This window comes from Nocardia sp. NPDC006044 (genome assembly GCF_042871115.1).
In the GTDB taxonomy this organism is placed as follows: domain Bacteria; phylum Actinomycetota; class Actinomycetes; order Mycobacteriales; family Mycobacteriaceae; genus Nocardia.
On sequence record NZ_JBIAID010000003.1, the window covers coordinates 893883 to 919234 of the forward strand.

20 protein-coding genes are annotated in these 25352 nt (G+C 68.1%); 8 read left to right on the forward strand and 12 right to left on the reverse strand.

Features of this window, described 5'->3' with window-relative positions:
• Positions 1-126 precede the first annotated feature (126 nt).
• From ACFYO1_RS28600 to ACFYO1_RS28615, 4 genes are read left to right on the forward strand one after another with little or no spacing between them, the layout of a single operon-like run.
• On the forward strand, positions 127-1362 hold the full coding sequence (locus ACFYO1_RS28600; RefSeq protein WP_387237157.1) for an NAD(P)/FAD-dependent oxidoreductase: 1236 nt from the start codon (positions 127-129) through the stop codon (positions 1360-1362).
• Positions 1363-1368: 6 nt separating this feature from the next.
• Positions 1369-1770, forward strand: a complete 402-nt coding sequence (locus ACFYO1_RS28605) for a YciI family protein (RefSeq protein ID WP_387237160.1) — start codon at positions 1369-1371, stop codon at positions 1768-1770.
• 14 nt (positions 1771-1784) lie between these two features.
• The gene (locus ACFYO1_RS28610) at positions 1785-3011 is read left to right on the forward strand and encodes an RNA polymerase sigma factor (RefSeq protein ID WP_387237162.1); all 1227 of its coding nucleotides are present in this window, start codon (positions 1785-1787) and stop codon (positions 3009-3011) included.
• Between the two features lie 48 nt (positions 3012-3059).
• Positions 3060-3545 (forward strand): NUDIX domain-containing protein, encoded by a 486-nt coding sequence (locus ACFYO1_RS28615; protein WP_387237165.1) that lies wholly within the window; start codon positions 3060-3062, stop codon positions 3543-3545.
• A gap of 3 nt (positions 3546-3548) precedes the next feature.
• Here ACFYO1_RS28615 and ACFYO1_RS28620 read toward each other — a convergent pair whose 3' ends face one another.
• A complete protein-coding gene (locus ACFYO1_RS28620) occupies positions 3549-4415 on the reverse strand; it encodes a phosphoribosylaminoimidazolesuccinocarboxamide synthase (protein WP_387237167.1) in 867 nt (288 codons plus the stop codon).
• Between the two features lie 94 nt (positions 4416-4509).
• On the opposite strand from ACFYO1_RS28620, the gene pepN reads away from it, so the two are divergent.
• Positions 4510-7089, forward strand: coding sequence for an aminopeptidase N (gene pepN / locus ACFYO1_RS28625; RefSeq protein WP_387237170.1), 2580 nt, complete (start codon positions 4510-4512; stop codon positions 7087-7089).
• Positions 7090-7150: 61 nt separating this feature from the next.
• Here the strand turns inward: pepN and ACFYO1_RS28630 are convergent, their stop codons facing one another.
• The 7 genes from ACFYO1_RS28630 to ACFYO1_RS28660 all read right to left on the reverse strand — a co-directional run bounded on the left by ACFYO1_RS28630 (position 7151) and on the right by ACFYO1_RS28660 (position 16096).
• The gene (locus ACFYO1_RS28630) at positions 7151-7945 is read right to left on the reverse strand and encodes an NAD(P)H-binding protein (RefSeq protein ID WP_387237173.1); all 795 of its coding nucleotides are present in this window, start codon (positions 7943-7945) and stop codon (positions 7151-7153) included.
• Between the two features lie 134 nt (positions 7946-8079).
• Positions 8080-8544: a DUF5130 domain-containing protein gene (locus tag ACFYO1_RS28635; RefSeq protein WP_387237176.1), complete on the reverse strand. Its 465-nt coding sequence runs from the start codon at positions 8542-8544 to the stop codon at positions 8080-8082.
• A complete protein-coding gene (locus tag ACFYO1_RS28640) occupies positions 8531-8836 on the reverse strand; it encodes a hypothetical protein (RefSeq protein ID WP_378723613.1) in 306 nt (101 codons plus the stop codon). Before ACFYO1_RS28640 ends, ACFYO1_RS28635 begins: the two co-directional genes overlap by 14 nt.
• A gap of 81 nt (positions 8837-8917) precedes the next feature.
• Positions 8918-9289, reverse strand: a complete 372-nt coding sequence (locus ACFYO1_RS28645) for a hypothetical protein (RefSeq protein WP_387237179.1) — start codon at positions 9287-9289, stop codon at positions 8918-8920.
• Between the two features lie 807 nt (positions 9290-10096).
• Complete coding sequence (locus tag ACFYO1_RS28650; RefSeq protein ID WP_387237182.1) at positions 10097-12685, reverse strand: hypothetical protein; 2589 nt, start codon at positions 12683-12685, stop codon at positions 10097-10099.
• A gap of 1246 nt (positions 12686-13931) precedes the next feature.
• A complete protein-coding gene (locus tag ACFYO1_RS28655; RefSeq protein WP_387237185.1) occupies positions 13932-15533 on the reverse strand; it encodes an alpha-amylase family glycosyl hydrolase in 1602 nt (533 codons plus the stop codon).
• Between the two features lie 134 nt (positions 15534-15667).
• On the reverse strand, positions 15668-16096 hold the full coding sequence (locus tag ACFYO1_RS28660) for a globin (RefSeq protein ID WP_387237188.1): 429 nt from the start codon (positions 16094-16096) through the stop codon (positions 15668-15670).
• Between the two features lie 232 nt (positions 16097-16328).
• Here ACFYO1_RS28660 and ACFYO1_RS28665 point away from each other — a divergent pair, with 232 nt between their 5' ends.
• On the forward strand, positions 16329-17033 hold the full coding sequence (locus ACFYO1_RS28665; protein WP_387237191.1) for an HNH endonuclease: 705 nt from the start codon (positions 16329-16331) through the stop codon (positions 17031-17033).
• A 6-nt stretch (positions 17034-17039) separates the two neighbouring features.
• Here the strand turns inward: ACFYO1_RS28665 and ACFYO1_RS28670 are convergent, their stop codons facing one another.
• The gene (locus ACFYO1_RS28670; RefSeq protein WP_387237194.1) at positions 17040-17609 is read right to left on the reverse strand and encodes a helix-turn-helix domain-containing protein; all 570 of its coding nucleotides are present in this window, start codon (positions 17607-17609) and stop codon (positions 17040-17042) included.
• Between the two features lie 78 nt (positions 17610-17687).
• Here ACFYO1_RS28670 and ACFYO1_RS28675 point away from each other — a divergent pair, with 78 nt between their 5' ends.
• Positions 17688-18437, forward strand: a complete 750-nt coding sequence (locus ACFYO1_RS28675; protein ID WP_387237197.1) for an AzlC family ABC transporter permease — start codon at positions 17688-17690, stop codon at positions 18435-18437.
• A gap of 14 nt (positions 18438-18451) precedes the next feature.
• A complete protein-coding gene (locus tag ACFYO1_RS28680; protein WP_387237200.1) occupies positions 18452-18745 on the forward strand; it encodes an AzlD domain-containing protein in 294 nt (97 codons plus the stop codon).
• 248 nt (positions 18746-18993) lie between these two features.
• Here ACFYO1_RS28680 and ACFYO1_RS28685 read toward each other — a convergent pair whose 3' ends face one another.
• The 3 genes from ACFYO1_RS28685 to ACFYO1_RS28695 all read right to left on the reverse strand — a co-directional run bounded on the left by ACFYO1_RS28685 (position 18994) and on the right by ACFYO1_RS28695 (position 25137).
• Positions 18994-19641 carry a hypothetical protein gene (locus ACFYO1_RS28685; RefSeq protein ID WP_387238641.1) on the reverse strand — a complete coding sequence of 216 codons (648 nt, stop codon included), beginning with the start codon at positions 19639-19641 and terminating at the stop codon, positions 18994-18996.
• A 61-nt stretch (positions 19642-19702) separates the two neighbouring features.
• A complete protein-coding gene (locus tag ACFYO1_RS28690) occupies positions 19703-20149 on the reverse strand; it encodes an acyl-CoA thioesterase (RefSeq protein WP_387237203.1) in 447 nt (148 codons plus the stop codon).
• A gap of 35 nt (positions 20150-20184) precedes the next feature.
• Entirely contained in the window at positions 20185-25137 is a 4953-nt protein-coding gene (locus ACFYO1_RS28695; RefSeq protein ID WP_387237206.1) for an NAD-glutamate dehydrogenase, read from the reverse strand.
• Positions 25138-25352 lie beyond the last annotated feature (215 nt).

Below are 25352 nucleotides of genomic sequence, written 5' to 3' on the forward strand. Positions count from 1 at the left end.
ACCGAACCAACCACACCGGGCGCCGATTCGTTCCCACCCGGTCGCCGCGTTTTCGACTGCTGCCGCGACCGGCCCCAGTAGGGTTGGTCCGCAGGAGTCCAGGTTCCCTCTCGACAAGGAGTCCGCATGGGTTCGGATGATCGTTTTGTCATCGTCGGCGGCGGGCTGGCCGCGGCGAAACTGGCGGAAGCGTTGCGCGCCAACGACTTCGACGGCTCGGTGACATTGCTCGGCGCGGAGGAACAGCTGCCCTACGAGCGGCCGCCCCTGTCCAAGGAACATCTGGCCGGCAAGAAACAGCTCGCCGAATTCACCACCCATCCCCGCCAGTGGTATCGCGACCACAACGTCGAGGTCCGGGTCGGCACGACCGTCGAGCGCCTCGATACCGCCGCGAAGACCGTCTCGCTGCCGGACGGCTCGACGCTCGCCTACGACAAGCTGGCCCTCGCCACCGGCTCCACCCCGCGCACCTTGCCGATCCCCGGGGCCGACGCGCCCAACGTGTACACGCTGCGTTCCATCGAGGACTCCGACACGCTGATCGAACTCTTCGACAGCGCGGCCCAGTCCCTGGTGATCATCGGGGCCGGTTGGATCGGCCTGGAGGTCGCGTCCGCGGCCCGCGCCGCCGGGCTCGCGGTGACCATCGTGGAGACCGCCGAAGGTCCGCTGCTCGCGTCCCTCGGGCCGGAGATGGGCGAGGTGTTCGCCGAGCTGCACCGGTCCAACGGAGTCGATCTGCGCTTCGGCGCCAAGGTCACCGAGATCACCACCAAGGAGGGGATCGGGACCAGGCTGGCCACCGGGGTGAAGCTGGACGACGACAGCGTCATCGAGTCCGAGGCGGTGCTGGTCGCGGTCGGCGCGAAGCCGAACATCGAGCTGGCCGCCGAGGCCGGGCTCGACGTCGACGGCGGGGTGCTCGTCGACGAACACCTCGCCACCAGCGACCCGGACATCGTCGCCGTGGGTGACATCGCCGAACAGCAGCATCCGCTGCTCGGCCGCCGAATCCGGGTGGAGCACTGGGCGAACGCGCTCAACCAGCCCGCGGTCGCGGCCGCGACCATGCTCGGCAAGGACGCCAGTTACGACCGGCTGCCCTACTTCTTCACCGACCAGTACGACCTGGGCATGGAATACACCGGCTACGCGACGCCCGGCGACTACGCACGCGTGGTCACCCGCGGCGATGTGGCGAAACGCGAGTTCGTCGCGTTCTGGCTGGACGCGGACAACCGGATCCTGGCCGGCATGAACGTGAACGTCTGGGATGTCACCGATCGGATCAAGGAACTTATCCTGGCGGGCGAACCGGTCGACCCGGACGGGCTGGCCGATACCTCGAAACCGTTGTGAGTCCTGATGAAATACATGCTGCTGAAGACCTACAGCTCCCCCGCGTACTGCGACACACCGATCACCGAATGGTCCCCACAGGAGATCCAGGCGCACATAGACTTTCAGCGCGCGCTCGGCGAGCAGTTGGCCGCATCGGGTGAGCTGGTGGACGCGCAGGGACTCACCGGCCCGGCCGAGGCGCGCATCGTCAGCTCCGACGGCCGCTCCGCGCCGCTGGTGACCGACGGACCGTTCCCGGAGACGAAAGAATTCCTGGCCGGGTACTGGATCGTGGATGTGGACAGCCCGGAACGGGCCTACGAGATCGCCGCGAGCGCCTCGGCGGCACCGGGGCCGGGTGGCAAACCGATCGGCGAATACATCGAGGTACGGCCGGTGATGAGCGTCCCGGCCAGCGACCTGTGACCTACCGGCGAGTGGTGCCCGACGACACACCGCTCCCGGCGCGGCCCGAGGACCTGTTGCGCGAGTTGGCGCCACAGGTCCTCGGTGCGTTGGTCCGCAGGTTCGGCGACTTCGACACTGCGGAGGACGCGCTCCAGGAGGCGATGCTCGCGGCCGCGACCCAGTGGCCGGTTGAGGGCCTGCCAGACAATCCGCGCGGGTGGCTGATCCAGGTGGCGCAGCGCCGGATGGCCGACGCGGTGCGCGCCGAGGTGGCCCGGCGGCGCAGGGAGACAACGGCATTCGATCGCGAGGTGCCGGACGCGCTGCCGGTCGGCTACGACGACACGCTGGCCATGTTCTTCCTCTGCTGTCACCCGGCGCTGTCCTCGGCCAGCGCCATCGCGCTCACGTTGCGGGCGGTGGGCGGGCTCAGCACTGCGGAGATCGCGCACGCCTTTCTCCTGCCGGAATCGACCATGGCGCAACGGATCACGCGGGCGAAGAAGAAGCTGGCGACGCTGGACCGGCCGTTCGCGCGGCCCGGCGACGCCGAGTGGCGCGCCCGGCTCGGGACCGTGCTGCACGTGCTGTATCTGATCTTCAACGAGGGCAGTACGAGCACGTCCGGTCCGGCGTTGCAGCGGGCCGACCTGTCCGGCGAGGCGATCCGGCTGGCTCGCGCGGTGCATCGGCTGCTGCCCGACGACACCGAGGTCACCGGGCTGCTCGCGCTCATGCTGCTCACCGATTCCCGGCGGGCGGCCCGCACGGGTGCGCGCGGCGAGCTGATTCCGCTCGCCGAGCAGGACCGGGCGCTGTGGGATCGCGCGCTGATCACCGAGGGCGTCACGCTGACCACGAGCACTCTCGCCCGGGGACTTACCGGCCCGTATCAGCTCCAGGCGGCCATCGCCGTGCTGCACGCCCAGGCCGCAAGCACCGAGGAGACCGAGTGGCCGAAGATCCTCGCGCTCTACGACCTGCTCGACAAGCTGTCGGACAACCCGATCGTCACGCTCAACCGCGCGGTCGCGATCGCGATGACGCACGGACCCGAGGCCGGCCTCGAACTCGCCGCGACCCTGGACGAACAGCTGGCGGGCAACCACCGGCTGGATGCCGTCCGCGGCCATTTGCACGAAATGGCAGGCGATTTCGACGCCGCGATCGCCAGCTACACCACCGCCGCGAGCCGCACGCCCAGCGCACCCGAGAACCACTACCTCACCCTGCGCGCCGCCCAGCTCCGGCATCGGTGAGCCCACCGGGTGCCGCACACCGGCCGGATCGTGGGGCAGACTGCATAGGTGACGGATAAGACCAGTGCGGGGGTTCTGTTGTTTCGGCGGGGCGCGGACGCGCCCGTCGAGGTGTTGATCGGGCACATGGGCGGGCCGTTCTTCGCGCGGAAGGACAACGGCGCGTGGTCCATTCCGAAGGGCGAGTACGAGCCGGAACTGGAGGACGCGCAGGCGGCGGCCAGTCGCGAGTTCCACGAGGAGCTCGGGCTGTTCGTGCCCGCCGGTGACTGGATCCCGCTCGGCGACGTGCGCTACAGCAGCGGCAAGGGCAAGAAGACGCTGACCGTCTGGGCGGTCGAAGGCGATCTCGATCCGGCCGACGTGGTGCCCGGCACGTTCGAGATGGAATGGCCGCCGCGCTCGGGCAAGCAGGCCAGCTTCCCGGAAATCGACCGCGCGGACTGGTTCGACCTGGACACCGCGCGCGAGAAGCTCGGCGCGGGCCAGCGTCCGTACCTGGACCGGCTGAACGATTACCTCAGCCGAGCCTGACGACTATCGCGGCACACCGGTCCAGGTGCGGCCGGTGACGAGTTCGTAGGCGTCCATGTACTTCTGGCGGGTGGCCTCGACGATGTCGGCCGGGATCTCCGGGCCGGGGTACTCCTTGTTCCAGCCGGTGGAGGTGGACCAGTCGCGGACGAACTGCTTGTCGAACGAGCGCTGCGCGCGGCCCGGCTCCCACTCGGCGGCGAGCCAGAAGCGCGACGAGTCGGAGGTCAGCACCTCGTCGCCGAGGGTGAGTGTGTCGCCGTCCCAGCCGAATTCGACCTTGGTGTCGGCGACGATCACGCCGCGCTCGGTGGCGTGCGCCGCGCCGCGCGAGTAGATGTGCAGGGTCAGGTCGCGCAGCTGCTCGGCGACCTCCCTGCCCTCCTGGTTCACCACATCCGCGAAGGTGATCGACTCGTCGTGGCCCTCGGCGGCCTTGGTGGTCGGCGTGAAGATCGGCTCGGGCAGCTTGTCGCCCTCGCGCAGGCCGGGCGGCAGCGCGACGCCCGACACCGAGCCCTCCCGCTGGTACTCCTTCAGTCCGGAACCGACCAGGTAGCCGCGGGCGATGCATTCGACCTGGACCATCTTCAGCGGCTTGACCCGGATCGCCCGGCCGGCGAACTCGGCGGGCACGTCGGTCGCCGAGACCACATGGTTGGGCACGTCGGTGAAGTAGTCGAACCACCAGTTGGACAGCTGGGTGAGCAACGCGCCCTTGTCCGGGATCGGCGTCGGCAGCACCACGTCGTACACCGAGACCCGATCCGACGCGACGAGCAGCAGGGTGTCGCCGTCCTCGTAGAGGTCGCGCACCTTGCCGGCGTGCACATGCTTCACTCCGCAGCTCCGATCCTGGATAGGGTTCATAGGGCAGTCTGCAAAAAACTCCCGCGCGGGCAACCTTACCCAGGTGGCATCGTGGGGAACGCCCGAGCTAGTTCTTCGAACCCGAAGGAGCCTTATGTCCGCACCGAACCTGACTCGCGACCAGGCGATCGAACGCGCGTCGACCGTGTCGGTCGACAACTACCGCATCGACCTGGACCTGACCGACGGTGCGGGCAAACCGGGCGAGCAGACCTTCTTCTCCCGCAGCACGGTCACCTTCACCGCGACCGCGGGCGCGAGCACCTTCATCGACCTGGTGGCTCGCGGCGTGCGCTCGGCGGTGCTCAACGGCAACGCACTCGATGTCTCCGGCTACGACGAGTCCACCGGGATCGCGCTGCCCGAGCTGGCCGCGACCAACGAGCTGGTCGTCGAGGCCGACTGCGAGTACTCCAACACCGGCGAGGGGTTGCATCGCTTCGTCGATCCGACCGACGACGCGGTCTACCTGTACTCGCAGTTCGAAACCGCTGACGCGAAGCGGATGTTCGCCTGCTTCGATCAGCCGGACCTGAAGGCCACGTTCGACATCAGCGTCACGGCCGCGCCGGAGTGGAAGGTCATCTCCAATAGCGCGGTCGTGGAAACCGTTGCGGCAGAACCGGGTAAGCACGTCTTCCGGACCACGCCGAAGATCAGCACCTACCTGGTCGCGCTCATCGCGGGCCCGTACGCGCAGTGGACCGACGTCTACAGCGACGAGCACGGCGACATCCCGCTCGGCATCTACTGCCGCGCCTCGCTGGCCGAGCACATGGACTCCGAGCGGCTGTTCACCGAGACCAAGCAGGGATTCGCCTTCTACCACAACAACTTCGGCGTGCCGTACGCGTTCGGCAAGTACGACCAGCTGTTCGTGCCGGAGTTCAACGCGGGCGCGATGGAGAACGCCGGGGCGGTGACCTTCCTGGAGGACTACGTCTTCCGGTCCAAGGTGACCCGCGCGTCCTACGAGCGCCGCGCCGAGACCGTGCTGCACGAAATGGCGCACATGTGGTTCGGCGACCTGGTCACCATGAAGTGGTGGGACGACCTGTGGCTGAACGAGTCGTTCGCCACCTTCGCCTCCGTGCTGTGCCAGGCCGAGGCGACCGAATACACCAGTGCCTGGACGACTTTCGCGAACGCGGAGAAGTCCTGGGCCTACCAGCAGGACCAGCTGCCGTCCACGCACCCGATCGCGGCCGACATCCCCGATCTGGCGGCGGTGGAGGTCAACTTCGACGGCATCACCTACGCCAAGGGCGCGAGCGTGCTCAAGCAGCTCGTCGCCTACGTCGGCCTGGAGCCGTTCCTGGCCGGGCTGCGCGCCTACTTCGCCGATCACGCCTACGGCAACGCCACCTTCGACGATCTGCTCGCCGCGCTGGAGAAGTCTTCCGGCCGTGACCTTTCCGACTGGGGCGCGCAGTGGCTGAAGACCACCGGCCTGAACACACTGCGGCCGGACTTCACCGTCGACGCCGACGGCAAGTTCACCTCGTTCGCGGTCGTGCAGGGCGGCGCGGAGCCCGGCGCCGGCGAGCGCCGCGTGCATCGCCTCGCCATCGGCGTCTACGACGACCAGGACGGAAAGCTGGTGCGCACCAAGCGCGTCGAGCTCGACGTGCAGGCCGCCGAGCGCACCGAGGTGCCCGAACTGGCCGGCGTGGCGAGCGGGCAGTTCGTGCTGATCAACGACGACGACCTGACCTACTGCTCGGTACGCCTCGACGCCGGCTCGCTGGACGTGCTGGTCAACCGGATCGCCGATATCGCCGAGCCGCTGCCGCGCACGCTGGCCTGGTCGGCGGCCTGGGAGATGACCAGGCAGGCCGAGTTCCGGGCCCGCGACTTCCTCGCGCTGGTTCAGCGCGGCGTCGGCGCGGAATCGGAAATCGGTGTGGTGCAACGACTGCTGATGCAGGCGAACCTGTCGCTGCGCAGCTACGCCGACCCGGCGTGGGCGGCCGAGACCGGCTGGGTCGAGTACGCGAACCGGCTGCTCGAGCTGGCCCGCGAGGCCGAGGCCGGCTCGGATCATCAGCTGGCCTTCGTCAACGCGCTCACCACGGCCAAGCTGTCCGCTTGGCATACCGAGGTGCTGCGCGAGCTGATCGACGGCGACCCGGGCACGGTCGGCCTGGCCGGGCTGGCGGTCGACGCCGACCTGCGCTGGCGCATCGTGATCGCGCTGGCGGCGGCCGGCGAGATCGACGCCGACGGTCTCGACACCCCGTTCATCGACCAGGAGCTGGCCAAGGATCCGACCGCCGCGGGCCGCCGCCATGCCGCGACCGCCGCGACCGCCCGGCCGCAGGCCGAGGTGAAGGAACAGGCCTGGGTGAAGGTGGTTTCGGACGACTCGGTGTCCAACATCACCACCCGCGCGATCGTGGCCGGATTCGCTCCGGCGGGCCAGAGCGAGCTGCTGGCGCCCTATGTCGACCTCTACTTCGCGGAGGTGGCCGGGGTGTGGGAGCGGCGCTCCAGCGAGGTCGCGCAGACCGTGGTGGTCGGCCTCTACCCGGGCTGGTCGATCAGCGACGACGCCGTGGCGATCGCCGACAAGTTCCTCGCCGGAGACCACCCGCCGGCCCTGCGCCGCCTGGTGGTCGAGGGCAAGGCGGGCGTCGAACGCGCCTTGCGCGCAAGGGCTTTCGACAAGCGGTAACCGAACCACGATCGACGGGACCTGACCGCGGGCGCGCGGCAGGTCCCGTTGTTCGTGAATGTCACTGGAACAACGCGGTATTGGCCGCTGCCCACTGGGCGAAGGTGGTTGCGGGGGTGCCGGTGAGGTCGACGACGGTGGTGTCCGGCGTGGGGTGCCAGCCGACCATCGAGCCGGTGGCCTGCACGTACCACTCGGGGGTAGCCATGCTTCGGGCGAAAACCTGGATCGCTTCCGCGGGCGAGACCTGCCGGACGGTCAGGGGGCGGCCGAGGGCGGTGCCGATCTGCTGGATTCGATCGGCCCTGGTGAGAGCTTCCGGGCCGGTGAGTTCGTAGGTCTGCCCCCGATGTCCCTCGGAGAGCAGGACTTTCGCGGCCACCCTGGCGATGTCGTCCATGGCAACCGGGACGCTCTCCACCTCCGGATACGGGTCGAGGATCTCGTCGGACGCGCGGATCTGCTCGGCCCAGACGGTGGCGTTCTCGATGAAGTCGACGCCGAACAGGTGCGTCCACGCGAGCCCGGAGTTCTCTACCGCCCGCGCGATCGGCGTCCAGTGCGCTTCACCGGACAGGTCGACGATGTGCCGGATGCCGGCCTGTTTCGCCAGCGCGACCACCTCGTCTACGGTCTCCAGCTTCGGAGCGAGATACATCCGCTCCACGCCCTCGAAAGCGGCGGGCAAGGAGGACACCCGGCCCAGATAGCCCTCGGCGATCTCGACCCCGGCGGGCAGCGCGGCCCGGTCCGGATGGTTGGTCAATGCCCGGACATCCTCGGCGCCCGCCGCGAGCAGATGGTCGACGACCATGCGGCCGATGTTTCCGGTGGCTCCTGTCACAAGAATCTTCACCGCACCACGGTGCGCGAGCCGCACCGCTGCGGCAACCCAATTGTGCTGCGCCGCAAATGCCACCGGCGCGCTCACCCGAGAGGGTGAGCGCGCCGGAAGCATTGCTCGTGACTCCGCCTGGGAGGCGGGAGGGGTCAGCGGCCGATCGCGGCGGCCATCACGCGGACCGCGGACACCAGGCCGTCGATCAGCTGGCCCTGGCGGAACGAGCTGGAGGCGGCGGTGACGCCGAGCTGGCAGACCCGGTCGTTCGCGCGGTCGGCGACCTCACGGCCGGAGCGCACCTCGATCGCCTTGTCGTTGGGCGAGACGGCGATGAGCACCGAACGCGTCGCCTCGGGGGTGTTCGGGAAGATCGCGTCCGCGCCGGCGGCCGGATCCGCGCCGAGATCGCCGATATAGACGTTGAACCGCACCTTGGTCGCGCGGGTCGCCTCGGTGAGCACGTTGTCCATGGCCAGCCGCTCGTCATCGCTGAACGGGGCCTCCTTGAACACGTCACCCGCCTCGTGCACGCCGGAGACGCGTCCGCTGGTGGTGACCACGTACCCGTGCGGCAGGTCGGCCTCGACCACCGCGGGCCACTTAGAACTTGCCACTTGCCCGGCCTCCGATCAGCTCCGCCTTGGGTGCGTCGATCGCCGCATGATGCCCATGCGCCGTCTCCGCGTGATGACCGTGTGACTCTTCGGCCCGTTCGTGGTGAAATGCCGAGGTCACCTCGTCGGTCGCACTCCACAGCACCGGCGCCGCCGTCCACTGCTGACCGAGGTCGTAGTGGGCGGGCTTCTCACCGGCGAGTGGCTTACCGAGATATGACAATCCGGCAATCGCGAGGTATATCACCAGCGGGATGCCGAGGAAGACCAGCACTGTCTCGAGAATGCTCACGGTCCAACGGTAGACGATGCTGTGTAGTAGTTCCTCCTCTGGTGGCCGTGAATCCGTCGTGTCGGGCCGTCGCCCGGCCAATCACCTGCGGGGATGACGGAAGCGGACGTTGAGGTTGATCTCCGCGAACCCGAAGTGCCGCCACAGCGCGCGCAGCGACGACCAGCCGGCCCGACCGGCGAACACCGCCGCGCCGGCGAGCAACGTGCGATGCGTTCCGTCCGCGGGCAGGCCGGACCCGGCGAGCTGGGCACCCGTCGCGGCAGTCATGACGCTGCCGGCGAGCAACCGGACATCGACCTTCATCGAGCGCAGGATCGCCCGGGAGGTCCACACGTCGAAGGCCGGTTGCGGCTCGGGTGGCAGCACGACCGTGGCGTCCGCGTTCACCTGGTCTTCGACGTCGTCCGCACGCTCGGCTCCGCCGGCGGGATGTCGGTGCGAATTCAGCATCGTGGTTCGTACTCCTTGGTGAGGAATCCGCGTTCGAGGACCGCGCCGGGCAGCCGAACGACGAACTCGTGAACTGCGGGGAATGTGACCGGCGCACACACGGTGCGCGTTTATCGAACTGCCCGGCGAACCCGAGCAGCAGGCTTGCCGGAGTCGCCGCCTTCCCATACCGGGGAAGACGATCATGAGCATAACTAAAACCGGCCGGGTTTCAACGTTCCTTTTTCACCCGTCCGCCCGGATCGATTCATCTTTGAGCGAACATCGGACTTCCGTCCGGACCAAATGTCCATTCGGTTTGATCAATGAATAGTTGGAATTCCAAATATGAATTCCAAAATGGCTGTTACGGTCCTGATCCAGGCTCAGACCGGGATCGTTGGAATCCGCCAAAAAGTGTGGCTAACAGCACATTTGGAACGTGGATCCGCGTTGGACACGGACAAATTGCCCCTGCGGGTCCCTTGTCGGGACTGTCCTGGCCACAGGCGCATGGTTGATTGGTAAACGAGTTCAGCGCCCCGGATCGGTGCGCACACCGAGTCCCCCGACGCATAGGCGGGGAATGCTACCGAGAATAAGGGCGACACCGAACAGACCACCGTCCGCAAGCAGCGGCCCGCCCTCAGCGATTCGGCCCGCATCCAAAACCGGACTGCATGGTTCTCAAATGTTTGGGCAAATTCATCGACACCGGTGGACAATGAATTGGACCCGAAATCGGCCATCCCACGATCACACAAAAACAATCGAATGAAAGTATTTCGATCGGTTAAGTCCCGCAGACGAGAGATCGCCTCATCTCCCCTAGGCGACACCTGGCCGCGGTCGCCTGCTCCAACGTGCCGTGGGAGCCGTCTCCAGCCTGGCCATCAACTGCTGCGCGGCGGTCGCGGAGTTCTTGGGGAGCGCGTCCTGTATCGCCGTCAACCGAGTGTCGCGCGGATACACCGGCTCACGCATCGGATCCCACGCGGTCGTGGTCGAGGAGAACTCGATGCCGCCCCGAATCCTGGCCGCAGTGAACAACTCTCGCCCGCTCAGCGGCATCGGCACGGCGCGCTGGCGCGCCCGCTCGACCGCCACGATCACCATCGCCACCACCTCGGCGGTTTCCGGGCACCGGCGATGGCGGCCGCTGCGCCGCTCCCCGGCCCGATAGATCCGCACGAGACGCCCGGTCCCGTCGTGCTCGACGATCTCGACCTTGCTGGTCAGCCCGTAGCCGGTGGGCGCCGGCACGGCGGACACCCGCCATGCCGCCACATACAGCGCGGGCTGCAACGCGCTGGCGACAGGGGCGCCCGCGGGCCCCAAATAGACCAACTCGCCGCGTTCGCCGTAGAAGCCGAGCACGCCGGACTCGGTGAACACGATGTCGCCCGGGCGCAGTGCCACATGCCGCAGGGCGGCCGCCATGATCGGCAATTCGAACCGGACGCGTTCCGGCAGTGGCAGATCGACGGCCTTGAACGCCTCGCGAACCAGCCACGCCTGCGAGCCCGGATGCGGGAACACCAACCCGTCGATCGCGCGGAGCGCCGCCAAGCCGGGTTCCACCGCCCTTCCGGCGGCCTCTACCTGCTCGGTCACCGCGTGCATCAGTTGCTCGTACCGTGCGACGACCGATTCGGCCGAGAGGGACGGCTCACCGGTGGCCATCGACGACGGCGGACGGTTGCCATCGTCGGTCGGCTTCGGGACCGCGCCGGCGTAGCGCGGCTCGCCCTCGGCCGCCGTCGAAGGCCTCGAACCCATCGGCAACCTGGCGTAGGAGGGCGGCGTGTGGCAGGGGTCCGGGACGACACCGACCGCACTGCTCGGTGCTCGGCGGTCACCCAGCACGACCCAATCGGCATTCGGCCATACGCCACCCCATCCCAGGGGGCGGTCGGTGAGCGGCACCGAATCCCAGTTGATGCGATGCACCGTGTGCACCTGGTCATCCCGGATGCCGTGCAGGTTCGCGCCGTCCGCCGCGGTCGCGAGCAGCAGCGCCCAGCCGCCGCCGGCGTACAGGCCTTTGCGGCCGTCGACCAGGGTGAGAATGTCACCGGGCGCGGCCTGCTCGAGCGCCACGGGCACCCCGGACTCCTCACCCGCGCGGGTGCGCAAGGCGATTCCAAGGGTGGCGTACGCCTTACGCACCAGCTCCATGGCATTGCATTCATCTCGCGGCCAAGCGTTTTCGAGCTCGGCCCGGACGATCCGCAACGCCAGCCGACCCGGCGTGACCCGGATACCCGAGTCGCGCAACTCGCGGCCACTCCACGATCGATCCGCGCTGTCGCCCCGCTGCCCAACCACCGTGTGTTTGCTCGGCTGCCACGGTTCAGACGTGCGCGACCCGTACCAGGTCGACGGCAACGGCGTGACGAAACGCGGCTCACCGGCACCGTCCACCGCGGCAACGATCTTCCTCGCCACGATCAACCGCACCAGCCCACGCCACCGCCCCGCCCAACCCCCCGATTGCGCCGACAGCGGCAGCCCGACACCCGGCAGACGACCACCGCCCGTCAGGCCGGAAACGTCGGCCGAGCCGCTACCGCTCGTCACGTCAGGCAGCCCGACGCGCGGCAGACGGTCACCTCCCGCCAGGCCGGAGCCGCCGGCCAAGCCGGTACCGCTCACCACGTCAGTCGCGCTCGCGAAGCCGAGGGCGTCCGCCGAGTCGGCACCGTCCGCCGGGGCGGCATCGCTGGACAGGGAACTCGTGCTCGCCATATCCGCAGCACTCGCGAAGCTGGTGCCACTCGCCATGTCCGTGGCAATCGCCAAGTCCGTGGCAATCGCCAAGTCCGTGGCAATGACGTTGTCCGTGGCAATCGCAAAGTCAGTAGCAGCGCCCGGCAGGTCAGTGGCGCCCGCCAAGCTAGTGGCGCTCGCCACGGTGGAACCCTCCGACGAAACAATCGCGCTCGCTACGGCGGTACCGCTCACCAGGCCAGCGGCGCTTGGCAACTCGGGGGCGTCCGCCAAGGCGGCGCTCGCGGCGCGCTCCGATCCGTCGGCGCTGGGGTCCTCGGGTCGAGGGGGCGGGAACTTGCGCGGGCCCGGCTTGCCTGCCTCCGGGTGTCGGTGTCGGATCTGGGCGCAGCGGTCGACCGCGAACCGTATCTGGTCCGCGGGGAGGTCGCAGCTTTCCAGATACCGTTGCAGGAGATCGGGTTTGGGGAAGCTTCGGTATCCGGCGCCGCCGGCGTAGTTGTATACGGTCTGCTTGCCTGGGCGACCGGCGCAGCGTTGCACCACGACCGCCTTGGACTGGCCCGAGGCGCGCTGGGCCGCGGCGGTCATCGCGAGGAACTCGGCGCGCAGGTCGGCGTAGGTGGCCGTGTCGAGGTCCAGCGTGAGTCTGAGCGTGGCGCCGAGCAGCGCCCACTCGGCGTTCAATGCGGCGAAAAGTGGTCAGTGACACTCGGATTCACAGATAGCGCGCCGTCGACTTCCACGGTCCGCCAGGCACGCAGGCGGTGCGGACATTCCGGCACGGCAAGACCGGTCACGTCAACTCCTCAACCTATGGAACGGAAGGGTCCGCGGGCCGCGATGCTGCGCGCCGTCGGCGCAGCTGGGTCCGGATCCACCACGAGATGGGTTCCGGCCCGACAAACATCGCGTGCCTCGCGAACCCCAAAACTTTGCAGGTGCAGCTCAATTCGGGACCAGCGCAACGCTCGCGCGCAATCAACCGGCAATGCCGAGCGCGGCTCCCCGCTGCGCTGGGGGCAGCACCAAGTTTGCCACTCCGTCACAGTTACGGCCACCCTTCGCGAGCAAAAATCACAAATGTGTAACTATCGTCGGCGCGATCCGTCCGCTGACCACGAAAAATCCCGCCCACCAGCGACTTAGACGCAAGTGCAAGGCCCCTGGACGCCGGGCTGCGGCGGCCGGGACGGTCCCTAGGGACAGATCCACTGCGGTTCGACGTGCGCATCGGCGCGATGAGCGACGTCCGCAGCGCGCAATCAATCCGGAACCGACCCACGGCGGCATGTGCGTTGCGCACGGATACAAAGCGAAAGATCAACCGCCGCAACAACTCAGCGATCCGCGACCGCCCCGGGCGAACTGCCGATGACCGCCGGTCACTCGTCGGGTTCGAGCGCCACGCAGGCAGGCTCGGTCGCACGGACCGCAGGATCGCCAGGGCTCGCGGGTAGCCGACCACTGATCATCACGAGCACTCCTCCAGTCCGGCAAGGAGTTCGGCGGGCCACGATGCCAGTCGAGCGCGGCGATCTTCGTGCGTCACGGACTCCACGCAATGGTTCACGGATCACACCGCACGGGACACTTCGGGCGGCGACGCCTCCACTATCTGATCGAAGGCGTCGGCAATTCTTCCACGGCCGGGCTGTACATATCCAGTCCTATTGACCGGCAGGCGCTTTCGCCCAACGCAATTCGAGTCCAATCGGCCGGGTGCCGCAGTCCAAAACAGCTCATGAACTGCCCGTATACCGAAGCCCGCACGGCCGGAACGGAGTTCGTTGGACTCCGGCGAAACATGCCCGGAATTCCAACAAACCCGTTGCGGCGCAATATTATTGAAATTGCAGATGCATTCTCACCGCACCCGTGCAAACTCAACCGTGCGAATAGCGCCGGGTCCTCGATCCGGACCCGGTGCGATTCAGACCAACCAGGCGGCCGTATTCGGCGGAAGCTGCCCCCCGTCGAGCGGCGCGCTGGCCAGCAGCACGTCCCCCGGCGGCAGCTGGGTGGGCGCCTGCGACGCGTTCAGCACGCAGACCAGCCCGCCCTCCCGGCGAAAGGCCAGGCAGCCCGCCGGGCTCCCGTACCACTCGATCCGATCGCCGCTGAATTCCGGTCGCAGGCCGCGCAATTCGATGGCCATCCGGTACAGCGAGAGGGTGGAGCCGAGTTCCTCGAGTTGGGCCTCGACGGTGTAGCCGGCCCAGTCGGCCGGCATCGGCAGCCAGGGTTGTCCCGTGGTGAAGCCGAACGGGGGCGTGGCGCCCTCCCACGGCAGCGGCACCCGGCAGCCGTCGCGGCCGCGCTCGGTGTGCCCGGAACGCTCCCAGGTCGGGTCCTGGAGCACCGCGTCGGGCAGGTCGTCCACGTTGGGCAGGCCCAATTCCGCGCCGTTGTAGATGAAGACCGAGCCGGGCAGGGCGAGCTCGAGCATCATCATCGCGCGGGCTCTGGCCACGCCGGCCGCGCCGCCGCCGTAACGGGTGACCTCCCGCTCGATGTCGTGGTTGGACAGCGTCCAGGTGGGCGCGGCGGCGACCGGCGCCACCGCGGCGAGCGAGTTGTCGATCGCCGCGCGCACGTCGTCGGCGTCGAAGTCGGTCTTGGCCAGCCGGAAATTGAAGGCCAGGTGCAACTCGTCGGGGCGCAGGTACTCGCCGAAGCGCACGTTGTCGTCGACCCACACCTCGCCGATCGACACCGCGTCCGGGTAGTCGTCGAGCACCTTGCGGATGCGGCGGTGGATCTCGTGCACGCCGGGATTGTTGAACCGCGGGTCGTCGTCGTCATTGGCGAGCAGCGCGGTTTTGACCACCGCCATGTCCGGCAGGCCCGCCGGTTTGGCCATGCCGTGCGCGACGTCGAGGCGGAAGCCGTCCACGCCGCGATCGAGCCAGAACCGCAGGGTCTTCTCGAAATCGGCGGCGACCTCGGGGTTTTCCCAGTTCAGGTCGGGCTGTTCGGGGGCGAAGATGTGCAGGTACCACTGACCCGGCGTGCCGTCCGGTTCGGTGACCCGGGTCCAGGCCGGGCCGCCGAAGATGCTCGGCCAGTTGTTCGGCGGTTCGTCACCGTGCGGGCCGCGGCCGTCGCGGAACAGGTAGCGGGCGCGTTCCGGGCTGCCCTGACCGGCCTCGAGGGCGGCGAGGAACCACGGATGCTCGCTGCTGGTGTGGTTCGGCACCAGATCCATGGTGATCTTGATGTTCCGGTAGTGCGCCTCGGCGATCAGCTCGTCCATCGCGGCGAGGCCGCCGAAGAGCGGGTCGATGTCGCGGGGATCGGCGACGTCGTAGCCGCCGTCGGCCATCGGCGACGTCATCACCGGACACACCCACAGTGCGTCGATGCCGAGCAGCTCGAGATAGCCGAGCTTGTCGCGGACGCCCCCGAGATCGCCGACTCCGTCGCCGTCGGAATCCGCGAAGGATCTGGGATAAACCTGGTAGAACACGGCCGACCGCCACCATGGTTGAGTGGTGCGATCCGCCGGAACCGGCACGGCGGGTGTATCAGTCACAGACGTAATAGTGCCAAAGTTTTGCGGCAAAAACCCTTAGGCGGAGCACCGATCTCAACTTTGGGCAAACCGCCAGCGTCCGCCGGGACGCGCCGAAAACCCTCGGCCCGTCTCGGTGCTCGACCGAAACGCCCTCACCAGGGGGCGTTCATCAGCGAATTCGCCGCCATCTCCAAGTAGTCCAGCAGGGCCTTGCGATGTTCGTCATCGAGCAGCTCCGGCTCGATCTCCGCCACGGCGATTCGCATGCAACGCAACCACGCGTCGCGCTCGATCGGGCCGATGACGAACGGGTTGTGCCGCATCCGCAGCCGCGGGTGGCCGCGCTCCTCGCCGTAGGTGCGCGGGCCGCCCCAGTACTGCTCCAGGAACATGCGCAGCCTGCGCTCGGCCGGGCCCAGATCTTCCTCGGGATAGAGCGGGCGTAGCACCTCGTCGGTCGCCACCTCGCGATAGAACGCCGCGACGATTCGCCGGAACGTGTCCGCCCCGCCGACCGCGTCGTAGAACGACGCGGGCGCCTGTTCCGCCGAAGCCGCTGCTGTCTGCTCGCCCGAAGTCATAGACCCTCTCGATTCGCTGGATGCGCCGACGTCCATTGTGCCCGTGCCCGGCATCGGCAGCCCACACCGCGGTTTTCCGGGGCCGCACATCGCAGCCCGGCGGCTCTTCAGCCACAGTTAACCGGACATTGTTGAAAATCACCGTGCAATAGCCGTCGTTCCATGGTCAACTGGGTGGCAATCTCTGCCGAGCTAACAGCATGATCCTGCCAATCATGAAATTGAGGTCCAGATGAAGCAGCGGCACAGCGCCAGATCACACGAGGCGCGGACACACCGACAACTCCAGCCCGCCGACGTCCACAATCGTGGCTCGGGGGCTACTCCGCTGCATATCTTGTCCGATCATTATCCGGGCGCGCATCACGGTCATGCCGATCATGCGCACCGCTCCGCACCGCCGCCCAGTGAGACTCCGAACTGGTTGAAGCGCCGGGTGCTGCTCCTGAACGCCACCTACGAGCCGCTCACCGCCCTGTCCGCGCGCCGCGCGATCGTCCTGCTCATCTGCGACAAAGCCGACACCGTCCACGGTGACGCCGAAGGCCCGGTGGTCCATTCCGCCGAAGCCGCCGTCGCGATTCCCTCGGTGATCCGCCTGCGCACCTATGTCCACGTTCCCTATCGGGCCCGCGTCCCGATGACCCGCGCCGCCCTCATGCACCGCGACCGCTACCGCTGCGGCTACTGCGGTGGCAAGGCGGAAACCATCGACCACGTCATCCCGCGCAGCCGCGGCGGCGAACATTCCTGGGAGAACTGCGTCGCCAGCTGCGCGCCGTGCAATCACCGCAAGGCGGACAAGATGCTGAGCGAATTGGGCTGGACCCTGCGCTCACCGCTGGTCTCGCCGAAGGGCCCGCACTGGCGGCTGCTGTCCACGACCGCCGACCTGGACCCGGTGTGGTTGCAGTACCTCGGCGAAGGAGCCGCCTGACCTCGGTCAGGTGTATTCGATCACGAAGGTCGCCCACGTCCCCGGCTCCAGCGCCTCGAAAACGTGGGGAAGATCGCCGGGGTAGGAAATGTAGTCGCCCGGGCCGAGTTCGACGGGTTCGTCGATCACGCCGACTTTCGCGCGCCCGCTGGCCAAGAGGACATGCTCGAAGACACCGGGGATGTGCGGCTCGGACAGCCGCGCCTGGCCCGGTTCGGCGGTGATCCGGAACAGGTCGCGGCGTGAGTTCGGCGGGCTGGCGGCCAGCAGGGTCGCGCGGTAGTCGGACTCCGCCGCGGCGACGACCGGGCCGTCGCCCGCGCGGATCAGCCGGACCGCCGGGCGCGGCGGGTCGAGCAGGCCGGAGAACGGCATGTCCAGCGCGACGCACAGCGCCCAGAGGGTTTCCAGGCTCGGGTTGCCGGTGCCCGATTCCAATTGGGAGAGGGTCGATTTCGCGATGCCCGCGCGGTGCGCCACCTCGGTGAGCGAGAGGCCGGCCCGGGTGCGTTCCCGGCGCAGCGCGGCGGCGATCACCGCCTGGGGTGCGCCCGCGGTCGAATCCTGCTGTGCCACTTACCTTCCCCTCACGTGGTCGACCACCTCACCGAAACCGTGTTGACGGATCGGAGCATGGCGTTCACTATAAGCTACATGCGTTCGATATGGCGAACACTCGGTCGAGATACGTTCTCGGGGATCGTGGCGGTGTGTCTCGCCGTCTTCGTGATCGGGGTGTCCTACGGCGCGACCGCGGTCACCAGCGGACTGCCCGCGTGGTTGCCCATCGTGCTCGCCTTCGCGGTGCTCGCCGCCGGTGCGGAGTTTCTCTTCATCGGGATCATCGCGGCCGGCGGCAGTCCGATCGCGGCGATGCTCGCCGCGCTGGTGGTCAATGCCCGGCATCTGCCGTACGGGTTGTCGGTGCCCGAGGCGGTCGGCACCGGGTGGCGGCGGTTCCTCGGCGTGCACCTGATGAACGACGAATCGGTGGCGATGGCACTGGCGCAGCCTTCCGCCGCAGGCAAGCGGGCTGCCTACTGGGCGTGCGGATTCGGGGTTCTGCTCGCCTGGCCCGGCGGTGCCGCACTCGGCGTGCTGATCGGTACCTTCACGCCGAACACCGCCGCGTTCGGACTGGACGCAGTATTCCCCGCGGTGCTGCTCGCGTTGATCATTCCGGCCCTGCGGGATCGTGCGACGTTGCGCGCGTCGGCGGTGGGTGCCACCGTCGCGGTCGCGAGCGCACCGTTCTTGCCAGCGGGAATGCCTGTGCTGATCGCACTTTCGGGACTTCTCGCCGTCGGACGGGATAAGCCTGAAACCGATGAAACCCAGAAATCCGTTGCACGAGAAGAAGTTACGAATCAGGGTCGAGCAGCACACGAATCGGGTGCCGAATGATATTGGCCGCAAGCATGATCGCTCTCGCCCTGGGAACCTACGCATTCCGCTGGTCCGGTCCGGCGTTGCGCGACCGTATCCGCTTCCCTACCCGCGCGATTCGGCTATTGGAAGTCGGCGCCGTCGTCCTGATCGCCGCCCTGGTAGCGGTAACCACCCTGCCGACCGCCTCCGGCGAATTCGGATTCGCCCTCCCCGCAGGCGTTCTGGTGGCCGGAGTCCTGGCCTGGCGCAAACAACCGATCCTCGTGGTCATCCTCGCGGCTGCCACAACCACGGCCTTACTACGCTTGCTTGGACTCCCCTGACCCCCCCCAAAAAAAAAACCGTTCGCGACCAACCCCTGCCCGGCCCCTGCCAAGCGCCCAGCCCGCGCAGCGTCGGCTCCCACATGCACAGAGCGTCCATACCACTCACAGGCCATCTAGCCCCTGTGAATGGTATGCACCGTCTGTGGAAACCCCCTTCACCCCAGCGGGTTCCGCCAGCGGTTGCTGCCGGGCGGGGGCGGTGTGCATGCCGCCCGATTCCGGTGCGGCACTCCATGACGGGGGTGTCAGGTCGGGGAGAGGGTGATGCCGCCGCCCAGGCGGCGGGCGACCGAGCCGTAGCGGGCGTCGATGCGCAGCCAGGTTTTGGTGGCGCGGACGCGGACGATCTCGGTGGGGAGAATGCGGCGGGAGTCGGCCTTGTCGCCGGAGTGCGGGATGAAATCCATTGCGGTGAGCGCGAAGACGACCCGCATCGGGACCTGCACCTGGGTGTCGGCGGCGGAGACGGTCAGCACCGTCTGGTCGAGCAGGGACGCGGGCGGGCCGTGACTGCTGCCGTGTTCCTTGGCCAACTGCGCGCCTTGCTCGGCGAGTTCGACCAGGGTGCGGGCCGGCACGTCGTCGATGTGCGCGAAACCATCCACCGGCGGCAGCGCGCCCCGCCATGCCGAATCCATGGAGTAACCGAGATCGACGGGAAGACCGGAGCCGAGCCCGGCCAGCACCAAATCGGCGCCGACGGTGACGTCGTCGACGCCGAGCTCACCGACGACGGTGCGGACCGCGAGCGTCTCGAAACCCGTTGCCACCCAAGCGGACACGTACTGCTCCCCGCGGCGGCGGATACGTACCACCGCCGCGGGGTCCAGCCGCACCGCCCGAGTCAGGAACGTCGCGAGGTTCTCTCGCTCCGCCGGATCGGACACGTGCAATACACGTTGTTCTGTCGTCACGGCCGTGCTGCCGTTCTCGACCAGTTGCTCTCGATGCGGATCAGTCCAGCCACTCGGCGAGATAGTCGCGTTCGGCATCGGTGAGCCGGCGCAACCGCTGCGCACTCATGTCGAACGCGGCGATCTGGGTGGAGGCGATCACCGCGGCGGGCGAGTCCGGTGCCGCACCCGCGGCCCGCACCTCGTAGCCGATGGTGAAATCGACCGCCCGCAGCTGCTGGATCCACATCGCGATGTCGAGCGGCGTGTCCTCGTGCCGGAGCTGACCGCGGTAACGCACCCGCAGGTCGGCCAGCACGCAGCCGGTCCCGAGCGCGGCGGTCGGCCGGCCCGGTTCCAGCAGCCACGGGATGCGCGCCTCTTCCAGCAGGGTCACCATGCGGGCATGGTTCACATGCTGGAAAGCATCCATGTCCGACCATCTGACCTCTACCTGAGTGTGAAAACGCTTGGGCAGCACGGCTTTGCCACCTGAGGCGTCAGCCACACTCGGCGTCTTCCCGTTACCGTTCACCGAACTCGTCAACGTGGTACCTCCGATTGGGCGCCCACCCCGCTCACCATGCTTCGCACCTGCCGCGCGGCCACCGACAGTGTGGCGAGATCGTGGGTACCGGATTCGAACAACTCCGACAGCGCGGCACGGGCACGCCCGAGCCGGGACTGGTTCTTCGACTCCCAGTATGCAATCTTCTCGTCCGCGCTTTCCTCCGGGTCACCGGCGGAGAGCACATCGAGGGTCAGCGAGCGCAGCGACGAGTACATGTCGTCGCGCAGCGCGAGCCGGGCCAGCGAGTGCCAGCGGTCACCCCGTTCGAGGTGGCTGACCGCCTGGAGCAGCCAGTCGATCTTGAGGTGCTCGTTGAGCGCGTAATACAGCGCGCCCACCTCGTCGCCGTCGCGATCGGTGATGTCGGCGATGTCCACGATATCGAGCAGCGGGAACAGGTTGAGCAGCCCGAACACCTCGGTGGCCAGGTCGGTCGGCGCACCGCGGGCGATGAGCTCGGCCGACTGATCGGTGAGCGTCGCGACGTGATGTCCGCGCAGCCAGCCCGGCACCTTCGGCGCCAGCGCCTGCACGTCCTGGCAGTACCGGTTGATCTCCGCGCCGACCGCGATCGGCTGCGGCCGGTTGCTCAGGAACCAGCGCGAGGCCCGGTCCAGGGTCCGCTTGGTTTCCAGTTCCAGCAGGTCACGTACCGAGGTGGCGGCGTCGGCCGCGCGGATGCGCGCCCACATCTCCGGCAGGCCGAAGATCTCGGTGGCTGCCGCGAACGCGCGCACCGAATCGGTGGGCGTCGCGCCGGTCTCCTCGCTCAACCGGTGCGCGTAGGTGATGCCGCCGTAGTCGACCATCTCGTTCACGATCATCGTGGTGAGAATCTCCCGGCGCAGCCGATGCTTCTTGATCGCGGCGCCGAACCGCTCGCGCAGCGGCGTCGGGAAATAGTCGGGCAGCCGGGTGACGAAGAACGGGCTGTCCGGCAGATCCGTGTCGAGCAGGTCGGCCTTGAGCGCGAGCTTCACGTGCGCCATGAGGTTGGCCAGTTCCGGGGAACTCAGGCCAGCGCCCTCGTCGAGCATGCGCTGCAACTGCGCGTCCGAGGGCAGCGCCTCCAGCTCGCGGTCGAGACCGCGCCGCGCTTCCAGATCATCGATGAGCCGCATGTGCACGTTCAGCATCTGCGGTGCGTCGGTGCGGGACATGCCCATCAGGAAGTTCTGCGCCACATTGTCTTCCAGCACCATCTGCGCGACCTCGTCGGTCATCGAGGCGAGCAGCGGGTTGCGCTCCGGCTCGGGCAGCTGGCCCGCGCTGACCACGCCGTCGAGCAGCACCTTGATGTTGACCTCGTGGTCGGAGCAGTCCACGCCGGCCGAGTTGTCCAGCGCGTCGGTGTTCATCTTGCCGCCGTTGCGGCAGAACTCGATCCGGCCGAGCGCCGTCGCACCCAGGTTGCCACCCTCGCCGATCACCTTGACCCGCAACTGGTTTCCGTTGACTCGGACCGGGTCGTTGGACTTGTCGCCCACCTCGCCGTTCACCTCGGTGCTGGCCTTGATGTAGGTGCCGATGCCGCCGTTCCACAGCAGCTGCGCGGGCGCGAGCAGGATCGCGCGCACCAGCTCCGGCGGGGACAGCGATTCGATATCGTCGGCCAGGCCCAGTGCCTTTCGGGCCTCGGGACTGATCGGGACCGACTTGACCGTGCGGTCGTAGACGCCGCCGCCCTTGCTGATCAGCGAGGCGTCGTAGTCCGCCCAGGACGAGCGGGGCAGCGCGAACATCCGCTGCCGTTCGGCGTAGGAGGCCGCGGTGTCCGGGTTCGGATCCAGGAAGATGTGCCGGTGGTCGAACGCCGCGAGCAGGCGGATGTGCTCGGACAGCAGCATGCCGTTGCCGAAGACGTCACCGCTCATGTCACCGATGCCGACGACGGTGAAGTCCTCGGTTTGGGTATCGATGTCCATTTCCTGGAAGTGGCGCTTGACGCTCTCCCAGGCTCCCTTGGCGGTGATGCCCATCGCCTTGTGGTCGTAGCCGGCCGAGCCGCCGGAGGCGAACGCGTCGCCGAGCCAGAAGCCGTAGCGCTTGGCCACGTCGTTGGCGATATCGGAGAACGTCGCGGTGCCCTTGTCGGCGGCGACCACCAGGTAGGTGTCGTCGCCGTCGCGGCGCACCACCCGGGCGGGCGGCACCACCTCGCCGGTCGCGCGATCCACATTGTCGGTGACATCGAGCAGGCCGGAGATGAAGGTGCGGTAGCAGCTGATGCCCTCGGCGCCGAGCGCCTGCCGATCCGCGACCGGATCGCCGGTGGCGGCGGGTGGCTGCTTCACCACGAAGCCACCCTTGGCGCCGACCGGGACGATCACCGCGTTCTTCACGGCTTGGGCCTTGACCAGGCCGAGCACCTCGGTGCGGAAGTCCTCCAGACGGTCGGACCAGCGCAACCCGCCGCGGGCCACCGGACCGAACCGCAGGTGCACGCCCTCGACCCGCGGCGAGTACACGAAGATCTCGAATTGCGGTCGCGGCTTGGGCAATTCGCTGATCTCGCGCGGCTCGACCTTCACCGACACGTAGTCGCGGGACATGCCCTCGGCATCGGTGACGTAGTAGTTGGTGCGCAGCGTGGCCCGGATCAGGTTGAGGATGGCGCGCAGGATGCGGTCGGCGTCCAGGCTGACCACGTCGTCGATGCGGCCACGGACCTGGACCTCGAGCTCGGCGGCGTGCTCGGCCGAGACGGTGTCCGGGTCGAACCGGGCCCCGAACAGGTCGACGAACAGCCGCGCCACGTCCGGGTAGGTGAGCAGCACCCGGGAGATGTTGGCCTGGCTGTACGGGAAACCGGCCTGCTGCAGGTACTTCGCGTAGGTGCGCAGGATGGAGACCGCGCGCCACGGGAGCCGCGCGCGCAGCACCAGTTCGTTCAGCCCGTCGGCTTCGGCACGCCCGTACCAGGTCGCCTCGAAGGCCTCGGTGAACCGCTCGCGCAGGCCGCGAACCTCGGCCTCCAGCACGGCCGCCCGGGTGGACGACTCCAGCAGTTCGGCGTCCAGGTCCCGGTCGAGCGCGCTGCGCAGCAACTCGGGACGAGCCAGCAGGCCGAAGTCGTAGATCCAGCGTTCGCCGCCGGTGCTCGGGTCACCACCGGGCTGCGGCTCCAGTTCCAGCTGGTACGGCCGCTCGTCGACCACCTCGACGCCGAGGCTCTGCAGCACCGGCAGCACCTGGCTCAGCGAGATGCCGGGGCCGGCGACGTACAGCGAGAACCGCCACGAACCGGGATCGGACGCCACATTGCGGTAGAGGTACTGATCGATGCCACCCTCGCGCAGGCGCTCCAGGCGGACGATGTCGGCGAGCGCGCGGCCCGCCGCGAAGTCCTCCTTGTACGCGTCCGGGAAGGCCGCGGAGTACCGCTGCACCACCGCGGGGTCGAGCATGGTCGAGGTGCTGACCTCGTCGTTGAGCAGGTCTTCCCAGGTCCGGCTGGCCTCGCCGAGCAGACCCTGGATGCGCAGCCGGTTGGCCTCGGAGGTGTCCGCGGCCGGTGCCGCGTAGCGCGGGGCGCCGTGCTCGGCCTCGGGCATGCGGACGGTGAAATACACACTGGCCAAGTCGCTTTCGCCGACCCTGGCCGAGTAATCGATGGAGACGCCGCCGAGTTCGCGGACCAGGATGTCCTGCATCTCCAGCCGCACCCGGGTGGTGTAGCGGTCCCGCGGCAGGTAGACCATGCAGGCGACGAACCGGCCGTAGCCGTCCGCGCGCAGGAACAGCCGGACCTGCCTGCGCAGGCCGATGTTCAGCACCGCGAGGGCGGTGCGGCGCATCGTCTCCGCGTCGGAGGAGAACAGCTCGGTGCGCGGGAAGGACTGGATGACCTCGAGCATCGCCTGCCCGGAGAACGACTCCAGGTCGAACCCGCTCTCCTCGATCACCGAGCGCACCCGGCGTTCGATCACCGGGATGTCCAGCACGTTCTCGTGCACCGCGGTCACCGTGAAGACACCGATGAACAGGTGCTCGCCGACAATGGTTCCGGACTCGTCGAAGTCGGCGACACCGATGAAGTACGGGTACACCGAGCGGTGCACGGTGGCGGGCACCAGGCCCTGGGTGAGCATCAGCAGCGGGCGGTCGGCGGCGTTGATCGGCACCCGGAAATCGGTGCCGACGTCGGGCCGGAGCACGCCCAGGCAGGTGCCGGGCATCGGGTTGGACGACGACTCCTGTCCCGGCTCGGCGCTCAACTGGTAGCGGGCATAGCCGAGCACGGTGAAGTTGCCGCTGGCCAGCCAGCGCAGCAGGTTCGCGGTGTCCACCAGGTCGGTGTCCGGGAACGGCGCGGTGCCCGACTTCGCGGCCAGCTCCAGATCGTCGGCCAGCCTGCTCTGCACGTCCTTGATCGACTCGGTGTCGCCGATGACCTGGCGCACGTCGGCGACCACGTTCGGCATGCCGGATTCGATCTTGGCCAGCAGTGCCCGGCTGGTGGCCGGGTGCAGTTGCAGGTGCATCCAGGACTCGCGCAACGCGCCCGCGCCGTTGGCGCCGTCCACCTCGTGCGGGCCCGCGTGTTGCAGTAGGCCGTCCGCGTCGCGTTCGACCTCGAAGATCGGGTGGATCACCTCGCTCACGCTGACGCCGAGCCGGCTCAGCGACGAGGTGATCGACTCGACAAGTAGGGGCATGTCATCGGTGACGAGCTGTACCGCCGCGCCGAGGCCGGAGCCGTCGTCGGGGTGGTACACCCGGACCAATGCCCGGCCCGCCGGGCGGTGCATGGCCAACTCCATGTGCCGCCGGAAGATTTGAGTGATGCCGGTGATCGCGCAGTCCACATCGCCAGCGTCGACGTGGCGGAAATACGCCTCTTCGAGAGTCGCGAGTTCGCCGCGCAGTGCCTGCGGCAGACTCGCGGCCCACGCCGCACCGGACAATTCGGACGAGACCGTCATTTTTTCGCCAACTCCTCGGATTCGGTTCCGTAACAAAGCGACGCCGGTCCGAGAGTAGCTGTGCGTGGAAGACGAGGGGGTGAAATCCCTTCCAATCCTGGGGTGTTCACCATCACGGCCGTGTTCGCCACGCGATTGCCCAGCTCGGATGAATGATCTCGGCACAGCATCGTTCGGACGCACGAACGTCAGGTGTGCGCGACAGGGTCTTTCTG

Coding starts and splice junctions, on each gene's coding strand:
- ACFYO1_RS28600 (WP_387237157.1), top strand. CDS start 127: ATGGGTTCGGATGATCGTTTTGTCATCGTCGGCGGCGGGCTGGCCGCG.
- ACFYO1_RS28605 (WP_387237160.1), top strand. CDS start 1,369: ATGAAATACATGCTGCTGAAGACCTACAGCTCCCCCGCGTACTGCGAC.
- ACFYO1_RS28620 (WP_387237167.1), bottom strand. CDS start 4,415: ATGAACCCTATCCAGGATCGGAGCTGCGGAGTGAAGCATGTGCACGCC.
- pepN (WP_387237170.1), top strand. CDS start 4,510: ATGTCCGCACCGAACCTGACTCGCGACCAGGCGATCGAACGCGCGTCG.
- ACFYO1_RS28645 (WP_387237179.1), bottom strand. CDS start 9,289: ATGCTGAATTCGCACCGACATCCCGCCGGCGGAGCCGAGCGTGCGGAC.
- ACFYO1_RS28660 (WP_387237188.1), bottom strand. CDS start 16,096: ATGACTTCGGGCGAGCAGACAGCAGCGGCTTCGGCGGAACAGGCGCCC.
- ACFYO1_RS28665 (WP_387237191.1), top strand. CDS start 16,329: ATGAAGCAGCGGCACAGCGCCAGATCACACGAGGCGCGGACACACCGA.
- ACFYO1_RS28675 (WP_387237197.1), top strand. CDS start 17,688: ATGCGTTCGATATGGCGAACACTCGGTCGAGATACGTTCTCGGGGATC.
- ACFYO1_RS28680 (WP_387237200.1), top strand. CDS start 18,452: ATGATCGCTCTCGCCCTGGGAACCTACGCATTCCGCTGGTCCGGTCCG.
- ACFYO1_RS28695 (WP_387237206.1), bottom strand. CDS start 25,137: ATGACGGTCTCGTCCGAATTGTCCGGTGCGGCGTGGGCCGCGAGTCTG.